16 protein-coding genes are annotated in these 16223 nt (G+C 61.8%); 12 read left to right on the top strand and 4 right to left on the bottom strand.

Features of this window, described 5'->3' with window-relative positions:
* Nucleotides 1–1218: site-specific integrase (locus MUY21_RS13670; RefSeq protein WP_282569057.1), on the bottom strand; the 1218-nt coding region annotated here is incomplete at its 3' end.
* A 494-nt stretch (nucleotides 1219–1712) separates the two neighbouring features.
* Here MUY21_RS13670 and MUY21_RS13665 point away from each other — a divergent pair.
* The gene (locus MUY21_RS13665; RefSeq protein WP_248410902.1) at nucleotides 1713–2549 is read left to right on the top strand and encodes a DUF3883 domain-containing protein; all 837 of its coding nucleotides are present in this window, start codon (nucleotides 1713–1715) and stop codon (nucleotides 2547–2549) included.
* Nucleotides 2550–3058: 509 nt separating this feature from the next.
* Here the strand turns inward: MUY21_RS13665 and MUY21_RS13660 are convergent.
* The gene (locus MUY21_RS13660; protein ID WP_248410901.1) at nucleotides 3059–3832 is read right to left on the bottom strand and encodes a DeoR/GlpR family DNA-binding transcription regulator; all 774 of its coding nucleotides are present in this window, start codon (nucleotides 3830–3832) and stop codon (nucleotides 3059–3061) included.
* A gap of 172 nt (nucleotides 3833–4004) precedes the next feature.
* On the opposite strand from MUY21_RS13660, the gene phnD reads away from it, so the two are divergent.
* The 5 genes from phnD to MUY21_RS13635 are packed head-to-tail and all read left to right on the top strand — an operon-like array spanning nucleotide 4005 to nucleotide 8342.
* A complete protein-coding gene (phnD, locus tag MUY21_RS13655; protein WP_248410900.1) occupies nucleotides 4005–4979 on the top strand; it encodes a phosphate/phosphite/phosphonate ABC transporter substrate-binding protein in 975 nt (324 codons plus the stop codon).
* 55 nt (nucleotides 4980–5034) lie between these two features.
* On the top strand, nucleotides 5035–5811 hold the full coding sequence (gene phnC, locus MUY21_RS13650; protein ID WP_248410899.1) for a phosphonate ABC transporter ATP-binding protein: 777 nt from the start codon (nucleotides 5035–5037) through the stop codon (nucleotides 5809–5811).
* A complete protein-coding gene (gene phnE, locus MUY21_RS13645; RefSeq protein WP_248410898.1) occupies nucleotides 5808–6611 on the top strand; it encodes a phosphonate ABC transporter, permease protein PhnE in 804 nt (267 codons plus the stop codon). The genes phnC and phnE (MUY21_RS13645) overlap by 4 nt, the downstream gene beginning before the upstream one ends.
* Complete coding sequence (phnE, locus tag MUY21_RS13640) at nucleotides 6608–7417, top strand: phosphonate ABC transporter, permease protein PhnE (RefSeq protein ID WP_248410897.1); 810 nt, start codon at nucleotides 6608–6610, stop codon at nucleotides 7415–7417. Before phnE (MUY21_RS13645) ends, phnE (MUY21_RS13640) begins: the two co-directional genes overlap by 4 nt.
* Before the next feature lie 19 nt (nucleotides 7418–7436).
* Entirely contained in the window at nucleotides 7437–8342 is a 906-nt protein-coding gene (locus tag MUY21_RS13635) for an HAD-IIA family hydrolase (protein ID WP_248410896.1), read from the top strand.
* A gap of 251 nt (nucleotides 8343–8593) precedes the next feature.
* Here the strand turns inward: MUY21_RS13635 and MUY21_RS13630 are convergent, their stop codons facing one another.
* A complete protein-coding gene (locus tag MUY21_RS13630) occupies nucleotides 8594–8785 on the bottom strand; it encodes a hypothetical protein (RefSeq protein WP_248410895.1) in 192 nt (63 codons plus the stop codon).
* A gap of 234 nt (nucleotides 8786–9019) precedes the next feature.
* Between MUY21_RS13630 and MUY21_RS16170 the strand changes: the two genes are divergently transcribed.
* The 6 genes from MUY21_RS16170 to MUY21_RS13600 all read left to right on the top strand — a co-directional run bounded on the left by MUY21_RS16170 (nucleotide 9020) and on the right by MUY21_RS13600 (nucleotide 15364).
* Nucleotides 9020–10297: a PqqD family protein gene (locus MUY21_RS16170; RefSeq protein WP_248410894.1), complete on the top strand. Its 1278-nt coding sequence runs from the start codon at nucleotides 9020–9022 to the stop codon at nucleotides 10295–10297.
* Nucleotides 10294–10887, top strand: coding sequence for a PepSY domain-containing protein (locus tag MUY21_RS13620; protein WP_248410893.1), 594 nt, complete (start codon nucleotides 10294–10296; stop codon nucleotides 10885–10887). The genes MUY21_RS16170 and MUY21_RS13620 overlap by 4 nt, the downstream gene beginning before the upstream one ends.
* A complete protein-coding gene (locus MUY21_RS13615) occupies nucleotides 10888–11553 on the top strand; it encodes a response regulator transcription factor (protein ID WP_248410892.1) in 666 nt (221 codons plus the stop codon).
* Nucleotides 11550–12935, top strand: coding sequence for a HAMP domain-containing sensor histidine kinase (locus tag MUY21_RS13610; protein WP_248410891.1), 1386 nt, complete (start codon nucleotides 11550–11552; stop codon nucleotides 12933–12935). The genes MUY21_RS13615 and MUY21_RS13610 overlap by 4 nt, the downstream gene beginning before the upstream one ends.
* 300 nt (nucleotides 12936–13235) lie before the next feature.
* The gene (locus tag MUY21_RS13605; protein ID WP_248410890.1) at nucleotides 13236–13652 is read left to right on the top strand and encodes a universal stress protein; all 417 of its coding nucleotides are present in this window, start codon (nucleotides 13236–13238) and stop codon (nucleotides 13650–13652) included.
* Between the two features lie 44 nt (nucleotides 13653–13696).
* Nucleotides 13697–15364: a BCCT family transporter gene (locus MUY21_RS13600; RefSeq protein WP_248410889.1), complete on the top strand. Its 1668-nt coding sequence runs from the start codon at nucleotides 13697–13699 to the stop codon at nucleotides 15362–15364.
* Nucleotides 15365–15426: 62 nt separating this feature from the next.
* Here MUY21_RS13600 and MUY21_RS13595 read toward each other — a convergent pair whose 3' ends face one another.
* A complete protein-coding gene (locus MUY21_RS13595) occupies nucleotides 15427–16209 on the bottom strand; it encodes an arginine deiminase family protein (protein WP_248410888.1) in 783 nt (260 codons plus the stop codon).
* Nucleotides 16210–16223 lie beyond the last annotated feature (14 nt).

The following is a 16223-nucleotide window of genomic DNA, read 5'->3' as shown; positions in this document are numbered from 1 at the left end:
TTCAAGCATGGCGCGACGGCGACTCAGCATATCTGTCCGGCGATAGGCGCGCTCTACCTCGCTGCCGACCGTATGCGCCAGCGCGAGCTCGGCCAGAACATGGTCATAGCCGTTCTCAGCCGCCCAATCGCGAAAGGTGGACCGCAATCCATGCGGCACCGCTGGACGACCCGAACGGGCGTCGAGATAACCGACACCGCCTGCCTTTTCCTCGGTCTTTTGCATTTTGCGCATGACGGCGGACAGCGACATATCCGATAGCATTCCACCTTGCGGCGCAAAGAACACAAACGCGCTGCCTTCCAGGCGCGGCAAGTCGCGCAATAGCTTGACCGCCTGATCCGGCAACGGCACGCGATGTTCACGCCCTGCCTTCATGCGATCCGCAGGAATGACCCACAGAGCTTCATCCAAATCCACCTCGTCCCAGGTCATGCCCCGAACCTCGCCTGAGCGCGCGGCGGTCAGGCAAAGAAATTGCAAAGCACGGGCCGAATTGCCGCCGCGCCTGGCAAGGGCGTCCCACCAGCGCGGAGCGTCCTTGAGCGTGAGCGCGGCATGGTGGCGGGTTTTGGTGATCTTCTCGGGCTTGGGCAGAAGCTCGGACAGATACCCTTTGTAGCGCGCCGGGTTGTCGCTCTTGCGATGGTTGGCAACAATGGCCCAATCAAATACTTTCTCAATCCGTCCTCGCAAGCGCTTGGCCGTTTCCGTCTTGGTCAACCAGATCGGCTCCAGGATGCGCAACACGTCCTGCACATTTACCCCTTCCATCGACATATGCCCGATGACCGGCATCGCATAGTTGTCCAGGGTCGAACGCCATTGCTTGCGGTGCTTGTCATTGCGAAACTCCTTGAGCTTGATCTCAAGATAACGATCCACAGCATTGGCAAACGTCATGTTGCCCTTGTTTATGTTGCGCTCGACGCGCGGGTCTTTGCCATTGCGCACCATGCGCTTGTTCTCAAGCGCATCCTCGCGTGCCATTGCCAGGGTGCAAATCGGATAGCTGCCCAGCCCCAATTCGACGCGTTTGCCGCCGACAACCACCCGCTGCACCCATTGCTTGCGCCCCGCCTTGTCGATCCGTAGGTAAAGCCCGGTGCCTTTGCCATCGTGATACTTGCCAGGCTCCCGCGCTTTGTTCACGAAGGCGGCTGTGAGGCCTGAATTTGGCCCCCGTCGGGTTGAAGTCGCCACAAATGTATCCCCCATGTTATCCCCCAATAAATGCCGGATATAGTGGGAATGTGCAAGACCCTATGGGAACTCGAATTCAGCTATATATCTATAATTAAAAGGATAATAATGGACGTTGTGGGATCGGATCGCACCGTATTATGGCTGCCTTCCTGTCCGCCACTTGCATATTGCAAACCCGAAAAAAGTCCCTCGCGGGGCTTTTCTCTTTATGTGCCAAAGGGGTTTGCAGGGACCATACGCCCTTCTAAGACAGCGCAGCCACGCGAGATCGGTCTCCGAGCGCCCACAGTCTCATTCCGCCCGCCCTTCGTTCTCGGCGAGACGGGATCAAAATCCCCTATAATTCAGTGAACTGACGGGATCGCGTTGCGCCTGTGTTTAGCTGGTTCCGACTTGTTTCGATGGAGACGGAGACGCGACACGGGCGGCGTTGTGGTTGGTATGTCTTTGAAGTATTGCGCGAAGTCTCTGATGACAAAGAGGCTTTCCGCCCATAGCCTAGCGACATGTCGAATGGGCCTTGGACAGACGAAGAAAACGATCTGATCGTCGCAGATTACTTTGCGATGCTGACCGAGGACATCGCAGGGCACCGCTATAACAAGGCCGAGCACCGGCGGGGACTTCTGCCGCAGTTGAAAGATCGGTCCGAGGGATCGGTCGAGTTCAAGCATCAGAACATCAGCGCAGTGCTCAAGGGGCTCGGGGAAGACTGGATCCCGGGCTACAAGCCTGCGTTCAATTTCCAGATGACATTAGTGGATGCCGTGGCGCGCTGGCTGGCGCTGAACCCGGCTTGGCTTGGTCGCCGTCCTGCTGCGCGACCGCCGACCGGCCTGGCTGACGCCGCGCCGATCTGGATCGGGCCACCGCCGACGCTGTCGAACCAGCCACCGCCACAGGAGCTGGAGCAAATGCTGCACATCGCGCGAAAGTTCGATGTCGCGGCGAGAGACGAACGAAACCGCACCATCGGCCGCGCCGGTGAGGAGCGTGTCCTTGCGCACGAACGTGCAGCGCTCAAATCAGCGGGCCGCGACGACCTTGCGCGTAAGGTCCGATGGGTGTCGGAAGAGGATGGCGATGGTGCTGGCTACGATATCGCCAGCTTCTCTCCGGACGGTCGCCCGCGCCTGATCGAGGTCAAGACGACAAATGGTTGGGAACGCACGCCTTTCCATATCAGCCGTAACGAACTGGCCGTGGCCGAGGAGCGGCGCGCGGAATGGTCCCTGTTCCGGCTTTGGAACTTTGCACGTGAGCCGAAGGCGTTCGAGCTGCATCCACCGCTGGACGCACATGTCTCGCTGACCGCGACATCCTTTCAAGCGAGTTTTCATTGAGGATCAGCCACACACCCGCTCAGACTGCTCCCCCCAAGGCCCTCCCGCCAGTAAGCACAGGTTGTAAAGACTGTACACCGATGCCTCGCGACTGCAGGCCAGGCGCTCCAGATCCTCGGATCAAGATAGGCAAGGCGTAGCTGACGGCTGACATGGCGTTCGGCCAAACCAACGGCCTCAGCAAGCTCCTGATTCGTGGCGTACCCGCCAGCGTCCGTGCGACGACGCCAGATTCACGTGCGGCTGACGGCGCGCAGGATGGGGGATCCTGTTCCCGATCCGCGTATGTCACGGTCGGCGGGCGATAAGGTATTCGGTCGCCCAGGATCAAGCGCAGCTTCATGAGGGGGCTCCCATCTCTCGTCCGGTGCTGTTGATGTTACGCAAAGGCAGGGTGGTTGGATCGGATTCTATTCCGCACCGTCCGCATCTGCCTTCATGTCGACACGTCGATCCTCCTTCGCACCGGAGACGCCGGACCACGGGGGGTGGCGGGGCGACTGTTCAGTTCAGGCGACCAGAACACGCACCTTTCGAGCCCGCAGCGCGTCTGACAGGGGTTTTTTAGGCTGTTGATCGCTGATCAGCGTGCCGATGTCGTCAAGCCGGACCACCCGCTCCAGATGGGTGCGGCCAAACTTGCTGGCATCCATCAGGAAATGGTGGTCCGCACTTTGACGCATCATGGCACGTTTGACAGAAGCAAACCCGGCCACCGCTTCGCTGACGCCCGTTTCGCTTAAACCGGCGGCGCCGATGAAACAGGCATCGACATTGTACCCCGCCAGATAGTCACAGGTTTCGGTGCCGATCACCGCGGCCTCGCGAGGCAGGTAATCTCCGGGGGTCAGGCGCACGGACGTCGCGGGGCTCTGGCCCAGGATCATCGCCACCTGCACGCTGTTGGTGATCACCGTCGCACGCGTTTGTAGAAAGGCCAGCGCCCGCGCAAATTCCATGGTGGTCGCGCCTGCATCCACCATGATCGAGGTGCCCTCGCTCACAAGCGAGGCGGCAAAGCGGCCAAGACGCTCGCGTTCGGCCACGCGTTCGTGGCGGCGTTCGTCCAGGTCACGATGCGACCCTGGGTGGCGTGCCGACGCCCCGCCATGGGCGCGTTGCAACAGGCCGTCGCGGCCAAGGTCTTCGATATCGCGGCGCACGGTTTCGGTGGTCACACCAAACTGCCGGGCCAGATCAGCAACCCGGACATGGGGCTTCAGCTTCAGCTCCAGCAGGATCTGGTCGTGCCGTTCCTGCTTTTTGTAGCGTCGGTTGCTCAAGGGGTGTCCGCCTTTACGCTGATGCTGTTTCGGCCCGTTCGGGGTCAATTTACTTTGGCTTTCCAAAATTTGCACATGATTTATCTTGCATATCGCAAATATCGGTGGTGTCATCCCCACAACTGAGCCCGGCGTGTCGGGCGCAGACAGAACAATCTGGGAGGATCAAGACATGCACAAACAGACCGCATATGGAACGACGTTGCTGGCGGCGATTGCCTTTGCCGCAGGCGCGGCCATGGCGCAGGACGAAACCGCCGCGTTGGACAGTCAATACACCGATGCCGATGGTGATCTGGTGGCCGATGCGCCAACCGACCCCAGCCTGCTGAAAGACCCCGACACGCTCGTCTTCGCCTATACGCCGGTGGAAGACCCGGCGATCTATGAAGACATCTGGAACCCGTTCATCGAACATCTGGAAGAGGTGACGGGAAAGGACGTGCAGTTCTTCGCCGTGCAATCCAACTCGGCCGAGGTCGAGGCGATGCGCTCGGGCCGTTTGCACATCGCGGGTTTCTCGACCGGGCCTACGCCGTTTGCGGTGAACCTGGCCGGTGCGGTGCCCTTTGCGATCATGGGCGGGGATGACGGGCAATTTGGCTATAAGCTGCAAATCTATACCCAAGCCGACAGCGACATCAAAGAGGTCGCCGATATGGCGGGTAAGCGCATCGCGCACACCTCGCCCACGTCGAACTCGGGCAATCTGGCGCCGCGCGCGCTGTTCCCCGATCTGGGCGTCGTGCCGGATCAGGATTACGAGGTCAGCTATTCGGGATCACATGACCAGTCGATGCTGGGCGTCGTTGCTGGTGACTATGACGCGGCCCCGGTGGCGTCCGAAGTGGTCGACCGGATGGCCGAACGCGGGCTTTATGACCCGGCCGATGTGCGCATCGTGTGGGAAAGCGACCCCTTCCCGACCACGTCCTATGCCTATGCCCACGATCTGACGCCGGAGTTGAAAGAGAAGATCGAAGAAGCCTTCTTCACCTTTGAATTCGCCGGTACGGCCTTGGGGGACGAGTTCACGGGGGTCAGCAAATTCATCCCGATCACCTATAAGGATCAGTGGAAAGTGATCCGCCAGATCCAGAAGGCGAACGGTGTGGAATACACGCCCGAAGGCCTCGCGGCGGAATAAGACCTGCGCGTTCGGGGCCGGTGCAATAGTATCGGCCCCATCAAGGAGTCAGCATATGTTGAAAATCACCGACCTGGTCAAACGCTACGGCAAGGGCGACCCGGTTCTGAAAAACCTCGACCTGACGATCGAGGGCGAAAGCGTCGTGTCCATCATCGGATCCTCCGGGGCAGGGAAATCGACGCTTCTGCGCTGCATCAACCGACTGGTGGAGCCCACGTCGGGCAGTATCGAGCTGAACGGAACCGAACTGACGACCCTGCATGGGCGCGAACTGCGCGCCGCGCGGCGCAAGATCGGGATGGTGTTTCAAAGCTTCAACCTGGTGGATCGCCTGACGGTGATGGAAAACGTGCAATCCGGGCGGCTTGGCTATATCTCGACCTGGGCGGCCGTGATGCGCCGCTATCCGAAAAAGGACATTCGCCGCGCTTACGAATTGATGGAGCGGGTGGGCATCGCGCATTATGCCGACAAACGCGCGGATGAGCTGTCCGGCGGCGAACGGCAGCGCGTCGGCGTGGTGCGCGCCCTGATGCAAGACCCTGAAATCCTGCTGGCGGACGAACCCACCGCGTCGCTGGACCCCAAGACCTCCGAGCAGATCATGGGGTTGCTGCGCGATCTGGCGGGCGAGCTGAAACTGCCGGTCCTGATCAATATTCACAACGTGACCGAGGCCAAGATCTATACCGACCGTATCGTCGGGATGCGCTATGGCCGGATCATCTTTGACGACATACCGGACAATCTGGATCAGGAGGCGATGGACCAGATCTATTCCGGCAGCCCCCATGCCGACCGCAAGACCGACATGAAAGAAGCGTCATGAGCAGCACGCCGGACACGCCCGATACCTGGCGCAAGCCCCCCTTCATCGCCAATCGCTGGCTGCGTTGGGCCGTTTATCTGGGGATCATCACCTATATCCTCTGGGTGGGCGCCAGCATGCCCATCGACTGGGAGCGGGTCGCAGACGGCCTTGGCCGGGCCAAACGGATCTTCGGTGGCGCCTTCCCCCCCAGCTTCGAACGCAGCGGGCTGTTGATTGATGGATTTCTGGAAAGCCTGAAAATTGCGCTTCTGGCGACCGCAGGCGGTGTCGCCCTGTCTGTCCCGATTGCCTTCATGGCGGCGCGCAATATCGCGCCTTTGCCGATCTATTATCTTGGCCGGGCGATCATCATCATCGCGCGCAGTTTTCACCCGGTGATCGTCGCGATCATCTTCGTGAAGGCGGTGGGGTTTGGCCCATTTGCGGGCGTGTTGACACTGATCGTCTATTCCATCGGTTTCGTCGCCAAGATGCTGGCCGAACGGATCGAGGAAATCGACTTTGGTCAGGTCGAGGCGATGCGCGCCGCCGGTGCGCCGTACCTGTCGACGCTGGTCTATGCCATCGTGCCGCAGATCATGCCGCGCCAGATCGGCCTGTCGATCTATCAGCTTGATTCCAACCTGCGCGCCTCCGCCGTTGTGGGCATCGTTGGTGCGGGCGGCATCGGGGCCACGCTGGCCAATGCGTTCGGGCGCTATGACTATGACTTCGCGCTGGCCATCACCATTGTGATCGTAGGCGCGATCCTGATCTCGGAAGGGATCAGCGGCATGATCAGGAAGCGCATTTCATGAGCACGATTGCCGAAAAATTCGGGCGCGAGGACTGGTCGCGATTCACCCCCCGGCAGCGCCTGCAACGCTATGCGATCTTCGCCCTCAGCGCGCTGGTGCTGGGCTGGGCCTTGGGGTCGATTGACGTGATCTGGGCCTGGGTCTGGGATGCGCCCGAACAGATGGGCGATCTGTTCGCCCGCATGTATCCGCCCGACCCCAGCAATCTGGGCGACATCCTGCGCGTGCTTCTGGAAACGGTGAACATCGCCACCTTTGCGACGGCACTTGGCGTCGTGGTGTCGCTGCCGGTTGCCTATCTGGCGGCGCAGAACACCACACCCAACCGCGCAACCCTGTGGCTGGGACGGCTGATCCTTGTCACCTCGCGCTCTGTCAACACGATCATCTGGGCGCTGTTGTTCGTGGCGATCTTCGGCCCCGGCGTGGTGGCCGGGATTCTGGCCATCATGTTCCGATCCATCGGCTTTATCGGCAAGCTGCTGGGCGAGGCGATCGAAGAGATCGACAAACGCCCCGTCGAGGCGCTGGAGGCCACCGGCGCATCCCGTTTCAAAGTGATCGTCTATGCGATCATCCCGCAGGTCATGCCAACCTTCTGGGCCGTGGCGATCCTACGCTGGGACATCAACTTGCGCGAATCCACCGTGCTGGGTCTGGTCGGGGCAGGGGGGATCGGCATCATCCTGCAAGGCGCGATTGATACGTTCAACTGGCCCGAAGCGGCGATGGTTCTGCTTGCGATCCTGGCCCTTGTGGTGCTGGGCGAGGTCGTGTCGGCCTTCCTGCGCCGCCGCATCCTGTAGGGCACAGGTTGTGAACCGGATGACAACGACAGACGCCGCGACCGCGTTCGACGCCTATCTGTCGGTGCGTCACCGTCTGCCCGACGCCGGGTTCGATACGCAACCCCAAACGGCATTCACGCTTGAGGGCATTGCGGACCCATACGACCTGATCCTGTTCGATGCCTACGGCGTTCTGAATGTGGGCGAGACTCCGATTGCCGGGGCCGCCGACCGAATCGCCGCCCTGCGCGCAGCGGGCAAGCGCGTCATGGTGGTGTCCAATTCCGCCGGATACCCCAAGGCGCGGATGATGGAGCGATATGCGCGCCTTGGCTTTGATTTCACGCCCGCCGAAGTCGTCACCAGCCGCGAAGCCCTGCTGGCCCATCTGGCCGCGCAGCCGCCCCTGACATGGGGGATGATGCTGAACATCACCAACGGGACGGACGACCTAAGCGGCATCGACGCGCACGAACTGGGCGACGACCCCATGGCCTATGACGCGGTCGACGGCTTTCTGCTGATCGGCGCGGATGGTTGGACCAATACAAGGCAAGCGATGCTGACGGCAAGCCTGCGCGCCCGTCCCCGCCCTGTCGTCGTCGGCAACCCCGACATCGTCGCCCCCCGCGAAGGCGGGTTGTCGCGTGAACCGGGCTTTTTTGCACACCAACTGGCCGACGCCACCGGCATCGCACCGCGTTTTCTGGGCAAACCCTTTCCCGAGATTTTCGACCTGGCTCTGGCGCGTCATACACCCACCCCGCACCCGTCCCGCGTGTTGATGGTGGGCGACACATTGCACACCGATGTGCTGGGCGGGCGGCATATGGGGTTTGCCACGGCGTTGGTGATGGATCACGGGTTGCTGACTGGTATGGACGCAAATGACGCCATTCAGCGCGCGGCGATCACCCCTGATTTCATCATCGGTCGGATCTGAGCCGGACGCCAGAGCGCAAACGCCGTTCACGGACCCGTCAGGTCTTGGACCAACCTGACAATTCGCTGAAGCGCGGGGTCAGCAGTTCTTGAAGTCGCCCATGATATGACGCCCGTGTCAGGGCAAAAAACAGCCCGACCACGCAATATAAAGGAGAAGATCATGACCCGGAACGCGTCCACCCCCCAAGTCAAGAAACCCCTGTCCCGGCGCGCGGCGATGCTGCGGTTGGGGGGCGTCGCCGTGGCGGCCTATGTCGTGCCCTCGATGACCGTTCTGTCCGCAGCCCATGCCAGCGGTGCCAGCCCGGCCAGCAAAGCCACGCGTCCGAGCCCGACATCGAAGCCCAGCCCGACGTCCAGCCCCAGCCCGACGTCCAGCCCCAGCCCCGCGTCGCAGCCCAGCCCCGCCAGCACCCCCAGCACACCGAGCGGTCCGACCACGCCAACCGGCCCGTCTCCGGTCAGCGGGCCAAGCCGTCCCGACTATTCAAAGATCGTCGACCGCGACAGCTGCGAAGCGGCCGGTGGACGCTTTGATGCCGGTGCAAATACCTGTACGGTGCGCACACGATAATCGGCCCCGGCGCCAACACCGACCCGGCCAAACCGCGACCGCCCTTGGATCAAGGGCGGTCGATTTGGCGGGTCGGGGCGCAAGCAGAAAGGAAATCGCACGTGGCGCGAACCAATCTTGTCACATTTGAAGGTTTGCAGGCCCCAATCGCCTTTCAGGATGCCGCACCGCTTGAGCGACTGGCACAGGTCATTATCCCGTCCTGGCCAAAGGAAGCAGCCCCAGATGGTGCCCCGGACGCACCTTTTGCGCGCCTGTCGCCAGCCGGGAATGACAAGTGGCTGGTCGATATCGCCGCCGAGCCTGATGGCGCGCGCATCTGGGATGATGTGGACGCGCTGTGCGACCTGATATCGGAAATGGCCTGGCAACGACTGCGCGCTGCCCCGGAGCTTCTGTGCCTGCACTGCGCTGCGGTGGCTTTTGGCCCGCGTCTGGTGGTGTTTCCCAACGCAAGACGGGCGGGCAAATCCACCCTGACCATGGCACTGGCACATTTGGGACTGACCGTGTTCACCGATGACTTCCTGCCGGTCGAGATCGAGGCCGAGGACGGTCGCCTGCTTGGAATCGCCAACGGAATCGCGCCCCGCCTGCGCTTGCCTTTGCCTGACGGGTTTTCCGAAGCGTTCCAGACCTGGGTCGCGCATGATCCCGGCCCGGCGAATGCGCGCTATAAATATATGACCGATGTGCCGATCGCCGAGGGCCAGCGCCGCCTTCCGATCGGGGCGGTTGTTGTGCTGGACCGGCAGGACAGCCCCACCGCACCCCGTCTGGTGTCCGCCTCACCTGCCGATGTGATGCAGGTGATGATCCGGCAGAATTTCTCGCGCGATCAACACGCGGGGCGGATCCTGACAGCGGTCGAGGCGGTGACGCAAACGGCGCCTCTGTTTCGCCTGGAATACTCCAGTGCCGAGGAAGCCGCAGACTGGCTTGCCCGGTCGGAGAAACTGCGCGATCTGCCCGAAGCGCGGATCGCGCACGGGGTTTCGGATGAGCTTGTGCAGTCCTATGACCGGGACGCGGCTCCGGGCCAGCCGTTCGATCCTTTGGCGATCTATGCTCGGGCGCCTGGTCTGGTCGAAACCCAGGTCGAGGACGCGTTCTTTCTGGCCGATGCCAATGGGCAGGCGATCCACCAACTGAACCAGGGGTCGCTGGCAATCTGGCGAATCCTGGACGAACCGGCCAGCCTGGACGAGGTGGTCGAGGTCATGTGCGCGGCCTTTCCGCAGATCGACCCGGACCAGATCCGGATTGATGCAACCCAGTGTTTGCAACTGTTTGCACAGGCACGGCTGATTGAAATGGCACGGAATAGCATGGCAGCGTCCCAGATCGACCAGAACGCTCAACACAGCGGGCGCGGATGACGCGCAAAGACCTCATATCCCGTCGTCAGGCGCTGGCCCGCATCGGGCTGGGGGCTGCGACGGCCTATGTGGCCCCGGCAGTGCTGGGGCTGAGCCAGGCGCGCGCCTCGACCGCGTCGCCCGCCAGCCGCGCCACCCCCCCAAGCCCGGCCTCGGCCCCCAGCCGTGCCTCACCGCCCAGCAAAGCCTCGCGCCCCACCGCGCCATCGGGACCATCGGGCAATGACGGACCCGGCGCGGGCAATGGCGGGAGCGGGGGCGGGGGCGGATCTGACGCCCCCTCATCCGTGTCCGGTGCGTCGGGAAGCCGTGACGATTGTCGGGTGTCCCGGTCGGGTGGGCAGATGACGATTTCAAGGCAGGAATACCGGCAGGCGCAGGCGGCAATCCGGCAAGGTCAGGCACGGCCCCTGGGCGAGATCGTGCGGATCGCCCAACGCCGCTATCCCGGCCAGCCTGTGCGCGTCGGGTTTTCGACGAATCGGGGCGAACCGCAATACCACATCCAGATCGTCACCGGATCGGGCGAAGTGATCGCCGTAACGATTTCCGCGCGATCGGGCACCATACTCAAGGCACGGAGATGCTGAATGAGGGTCTTGATCGTAGAAGACGAAGCAAAGATATCCGACCTGATCGCGGCCGTTCTGGAAAGCGAAGGGTTCATTGCCGAAGTGGCGCAGGATGGCAAGGAAGGCTGGTTTCTGGGCAGCACCGAAGCCTATGTGGCGGCGATACTGGATATCGGCCTGCCCGAGATGGACGGGTTGTCGGTGCTCAGGAACTGGCGGTCCGAAGGGGTCGACATGCCGGTGATCCTGCTGACGGCGCGCAGTAGCTGGAACGAACGCGTCGCGGGCATCGACGCGGGGGCCGACGACTATCTGGGCAAGCCGTTCCAGATGGAAGAGCTTGTCGCCCGCCTGCGCGCGCTTTTGCGGCGCAGCGGGGCGCAGAAATCCACCGTGCTGGAAACCGGGGATGTGCGGCTGGACATGAAGCGCATGCAGGTCACGCGGGCAGGGCGACCGGTCAAGCTGACCCCGCTGGAATACCGCCTGCTGGCCTATGTCATGCACAATCCGGACCGCGTGATCAGCCAGCCGGAACTGGCCGAAAGCATCTATTCCCGCGACCAGGAACCGGACAGCAACGCGCTTGAGGTGCTGGTGGGCCGGTTGCGGCGCAAGCTGGGCGAGGACATCATCCAAACCCGGCGTGGATTTGGATATGTGTTCACCAGGTCTGAGCCATGACCTCGTCGCTCAGCCTTCGCCTGTTGCTTCTGGCCATGGTGTCCACAAGCGTGGCCCTTGTCTCGACCGCGCTGTTCCTGAACCTGCTGTTTCAGGAGTATTTCGAGGACCGGATCGCGCAGGAGCTGGACACCCACCTGTTCATGATCACGGGCCACCTTGGCATCGACGACACGGGCGCAGTGGCTTTGGCGCCGATAGCCGATCCACGCTTCGATCAGCCCTTGTCCGGCTATTACTGGCAGATCCAGATCAACGACGATCCACCGATGCTGTCGCCCTCGTTCTGGGCCGCACCGCTCGACGTGCCGCGCCCGCAAGCCCATGGTCAGGTGCAATATGACCGGGTCGAGGTCGATGCCGAAACCCAGCTGTCGCTGGCCAGTTGGCGATTGTCGATGGGCGATCCGACACATGCGCAGGACGTGTTCGTGATCGTGGCGATGGATCGCTCTGACATTGATCTGTCGGCGGCGGGGTTTTTCCGCAGTTCCGCACTGTGGCTTGCAATCATGGGGGCGGTTCTGATCCTTGCGGCGTGGTTGCAGGTGCGCCTGGGGTTGAAACCGCTGGAAAAGATCCGCGCCGAGGTCACGCAGATCATGACCTCGTCCAATTCCCGCCTGTCGCACGACTATCCGCGCGAGGTTCAGCCGCTTGCCCGCGAGGTCAACAACCTGCTGGATGCCAACGAGACCGCGTTGGATAAGGCGCGCACCCATTCCGGCAATCTGGCGCACGGGCTGAAAACCCCTCTGACCATCCTGCAGAACGCCGCGCGCACCCTGCGCGGCAAGGGAGAGGCGCAGGTGGCGACCCATATCGAGACCGAGCTTGAGAATATGCGCCACATTGTCGAACGCGAGCTTGCATCGGTGCGCAACAGCGCGACGGCGCGCCGGTACAGCCGCGTGAAACCGTCTGCCCAGCGGTTGGTGAATGTGCTGAAGCAACAGCCGAACGCCGCGCATATCTCATGGGAACTCGACGTGGTGGACGACGTTCTGGCCCCGTTCGACCCGCACGACCTGACCGAGTTGCTGGGCAACCTGATGGACAATGCGATGAAATGGACGCGGGATCACATCCGCGTGTCCGCAACGCATGACGGGGATCGGGACGTGCTGCGCATCGACGACAACGGTCCGGGAATTTCAGAAAGCCTTCGGGGCCAGGTGCTGGAGCGGGGAAAACAACTGTCGGACGATCAGACCCGCGCCGCCACGGAGGCTGACGCGCAAGCGGTGTCAGAGCTGGGGGCCGGGCTTGGCTTGACGATCGTTCACGACATGGCAAAGACGGCCGGATGCACGCTGGAGCTGTCCCGCAGCCCATCCGGCGGGTTGTCGGTCAGGCTGAGTTGGCCCCGATTTACCCCCTGAACAGCCTGTGAACCCCAATTGCGCCGCGCTCGGACATCTTGCGCGGCGCACCGGAGGGGCTTGACCATACGGTTGCGAATTGTCTGCCGTTGGAGATTGCCAGTGCCGGGGCCAAATCACGCTGGTTTGGACCTTGGGTTGATTGTCAATGGTTTGAGTGCAAGACTGGCGCCGACAGACGGGTCGTCTGCCCGGCATTCGCGCCGGCAACAGATGCGGCCGGTTTGCATTGTCGTGACGTGACCGTCACGGCACCCGGCAACAAGCGGCAATCCATTGCCGTCGGATACAGGAGGGACAATGTTCAAGAAAATCGTATCACCGGTCGATCTTGCCCATGTCGACAAACTTGAAAAAGCGTTGGCGGTCACGGGCGAATTGGCCCGGACCTACGGGGCCGAGGTCTGCTTTGTCGGTGTCACAGGGTCCACGCCCAGCGAACTGGCCCGCACGCCAGAAGAATATCGCAAGCAACTTGAGAGTTTTGCCGCTGAACAGCGCACGACTCTGGGGGTGCCGACATCAAGCCACGCGATCGTCAGCCACGATCCGGCGGTGCAGATGAATCAGGAGCTTGAGGACGCGGTGACCGAAATCGGGGCCGATTTGGTCGTTATGGCGACACATCCCCCCGGCGTGAGCGACTATTTTTGGTCTGGTCACGGGGCTCATCTGGCCGCGCACAGCGCCGCCTCGGTCATGCTGATCCGTGGCTGATCGCGCGCATTCCACGCGCACACAAAAAACAGAAAGGACGCCGTATGGTCGACCAATCACCCGACACGGAGGAGCTTGAGGGCATACCCAGCCCGGATGGCACCACCCAACTTATTGAAACAGAATATGAAATAGGAGAGGACAACGTCGAAGGCAGTCTTGGACCCTTCGGCTTTGACATTCACAACCCGGTCTTTCTGATCTCGGGTCTTTCGATCGTCGCCTTCGTGTTCTACACGCTGGCGCTGCCCGAGCAGTCAAACGCGCTGTTCAGCTGGCTGTTCGGCGCCGTGACAAAGGGCTTTGACTGGTTCTTTCTTGGCGCTGCCAACATCTTTGTCCTGTTCTGCCTTGTGCTGATCGTCACCCCGTGGGGGAATGTGCGTCTTGGCGGGACCGAGGCGACACCCGATTACAGCTATATCGGGTGGTTCGCGATGTTGTTTGCAGCCGGTATGGGCATCGGGCTGATGTTCTATGGTGTCTCTGAGCCAATGAGCCACTTCTCGTCCTCGTTGGGCGGCACCGCGTCTGAGAACGGTGTGCGGACCGACTGGGCTCCGCTTGGAGCTGCCGGCGGGGATACGGATGCTGCCGTACGCCTTGGTATGGCCGCTACGATCTTTCATTGGGGGCTTCACCCCTGGGCGATCTATGCGATTGTGGCGCTGTCGCTGGCCTTGTTTTCCTATAACAAGGGTCTGCCGCTGACGATCCGTTCGGCCTTCTATCCGATTTTCGGGGATGCGGTCTGGGGCTGGGTCGGGCACATCATCGACACGCTGGCGGTGTTTGCCACGCTCTTTGGTTTGGCGACCTCGCTGGGCTTTGGGGCCACGCAGGCGAATGCCGGTCTGAATGAGCTGTTCGGTTTGCCCATCGGGTCGACGACCGAGGTTGTTTTGATCTCGGTCATCACCGCGATTGCGCTGGTCTCGGTGCTGCGTGGGCTTGATGGCGGCGTGAAGGTGCTGTCGGAAATCAACATGGGTCTGGCTTTCCTGCTGCTCTTGTTCGTGTTGCTGGTCGGCCCGACAGTCTATCTGGTGAAGCTGTTCTTCAGCTCGCTGGGAGCATATCTGCAATACCTGCCGGCGCTGTCCAATCCGGTCGGACGTGAAGACGTGAACTTCATGCAGGGCTGGACTTCGTTCTATTGGGCGTGGTGGATCAGTTGGTCCCCCTTCGTGGGCATGTTCATCGCCCGCGTCAGCCGGGGCCGGACGGTGCGCGAGTTCATCATCTGCGTTCTTCTGATCCCGTCGATGGTCTGTGTGCTGTGGATGACCGTTTTCGGCGGCACGGCGCTGCATCAGGTCGTCAATGACGGCTATACGCTGGCGCAGGAAGCCGCGCTGGAGCTCAAGTTGTTCAAGATGCTGGACGTGATGCCGCTGGCTGGCATCACCTCGCTGGTCGGGATCATGCTGGTGGTCGTGTTCTTCGTCACCTCGTCGGATTCCGGTTCGCTGGTGATCGACACGATCACGGCAGGGGGCAAGATCGACGCCCCGGTGCCGCAGCGGGCCTTCTGGTGCATCTTTGAAGGGGCGGTGGCCATTGTGCTTCTGCTCAGCGCGGGCGGGTTGCAGTCGCTGCAATCCATGGTGATTTCCACCGGGCTGCCCTTTACCGTCGTACTGCTTTTGATGTGCGTCGCAATCGGCAAGGGGTTGTCGTCCGAGCGGCGTTCGGTCAAAGACGCCGAATAAAACAACGACAAAGACCGCCTCAATCAAGGCGGTCTTTTCTTTTCTCGGCGCGGTCAGCGTGATCAGAACCTAAGCGACAGGCAGGACATGCCGCCATCCAGTTTGGCGCATTCCGAATTGTTGATTTCCACAACGTCGAACCCGGCCTTGTCCAACATTTCAGCCGTGCGGGGAAAGCCCGCGGGCATCAGCACAAACTGGTTGAAGCGGATGCTGTTGGCCGCGGCCTCTTCCCCATCCGCCACATGTAGAACACGGTAGCCGTCAAAACAGCCCGACGCACCAAGCCGCTGGGTGGACATGATGGTATCCCCATCCAGAAGCGAACAATCGGTCTTGAAATGCAACACGCCCGGCGGGGTAAAAACCTCGCGCAGATTATGCCCCCAATCGCTGACGATCCGGGTCAGTTCGGCAACCCCGGCCGCATCGGTCCGGTCGGAGCGTCCGACAAGGATTTCCCGCCCCGTAACCAGAATGTCGCCCCCTTCGATATGACCCGGTCCGACAATTTCCCGCACGTCGGGATAAAAGTCGCGCAGGGCAGGGGCCATATGCGCCACTTCCCCCATGCGGCTCGGTGCCCCCGGCCGCATCAGAACCGCGCCCTGGGGCAGACACAGTGCCGTGTCTTCGACGAAGACCGCGTCGGGAAAGTCCTCCAGCGGGGGCAGTTCGACCACCTCGGCCCCGGTCTTTTTCAAGGTCGCGACATAATGCGCGTGATCCCTCAGCATCTGGTCAAGGTCCGGCGTGCCGGTGTCTTCGGCGCGCAACCCGTCGGTGATGCTGGCCGAGGGGCTGCGGGTGATGGCGCGGGTGAACTCATAGGTCGGGTCGGTCATCGGGGTCTCGCTTT

It is taken from the genome of Aliiroseovarius sp. S2029, assembly GCF_023195575.1.
GTDB classification, from domain to species: domain Bacteria; phylum Pseudomonadota; class Alphaproteobacteria; order Rhodobacterales; family Rhodobacteraceae; genus Aliiroseovarius; species Aliiroseovarius zhejiangensis.
The sequence above is the reverse complement of the archived record's forward strand: the minus strand, read 5'-3'. Positions and strand labels throughout refer to the sequence as shown.

Bases quoted from the DNA above. Each gene is read 5' to 3' on its own strand.
- MUY21_RS13665 (WP_248410902.1), top strand. From the start codon at position 1,713: ATGTCGAATGGGCCTTGGACAGACGAAGAAAACGATCTGATCGTCGCA.
- phnD (WP_248410900.1), top strand. From the start codon at position 4,005: ATGCACAAACAGACCGCATATGGAACGACGTTGCTGGCGGCGATTGCC.
- phnC (WP_248410899.1), top strand. From the start codon at position 5,035: ATGTTGAAAATCACCGACCTGGTCAAACGCTACGGCAAGGGCGACCCG.
- phnE (WP_248410898.1), top strand. From the start codon at position 5,808: ATGAGCAGCACGCCGGACACGCCCGATACCTGGCGCAAGCCCCCCTTC.
- phnE (WP_248410897.1), top strand. From the start codon at position 6,608: ATGAGCACGATTGCCGAAAAATTCGGGCGCGAGGACTGGTCGCGATTC.
- MUY21_RS13635 (WP_248410896.1), top strand. From the start codon at position 7,437: ATGACAACGACAGACGCCGCGACCGCGTTCGACGCCTATCTGTCGGTG.
- MUY21_RS13620 (WP_248410893.1), top strand. From the start codon at position 10,294: ATGACGCGCAAAGACCTCATATCCCGTCGTCAGGCGCTGGCCCGCATC.
- MUY21_RS13615 (WP_248410892.1), top strand. From the start codon at position 10,888: ATGAGGGTCTTGATCGTAGAAGACGAAGCAAAGATATCCGACCTGATC.
- MUY21_RS13610 (WP_248410891.1), top strand. From the start codon at position 11,550: ATGACCTCGTCGCTCAGCCTTCGCCTGTTGCTTCTGGCCATGGTGTCC.
- MUY21_RS13605 (WP_248410890.1), top strand. From the start codon at position 13,236: ATGTTCAAGAAAATCGTATCACCGGTCGATCTTGCCCATGTCGACAAA.
- MUY21_RS13600 (WP_248410889.1), top strand. From the start codon at position 13,697: ATGGTCGACCAATCACCCGACACGGAGGAGCTTGAGGGCATACCCAGC.
- MUY21_RS13595 (WP_248410888.1), bottom strand. From the start codon at position 16,209: ATGACCGACCCGACCTATGAGTTCACCCGCGCCATCACCCGCAGCCCC.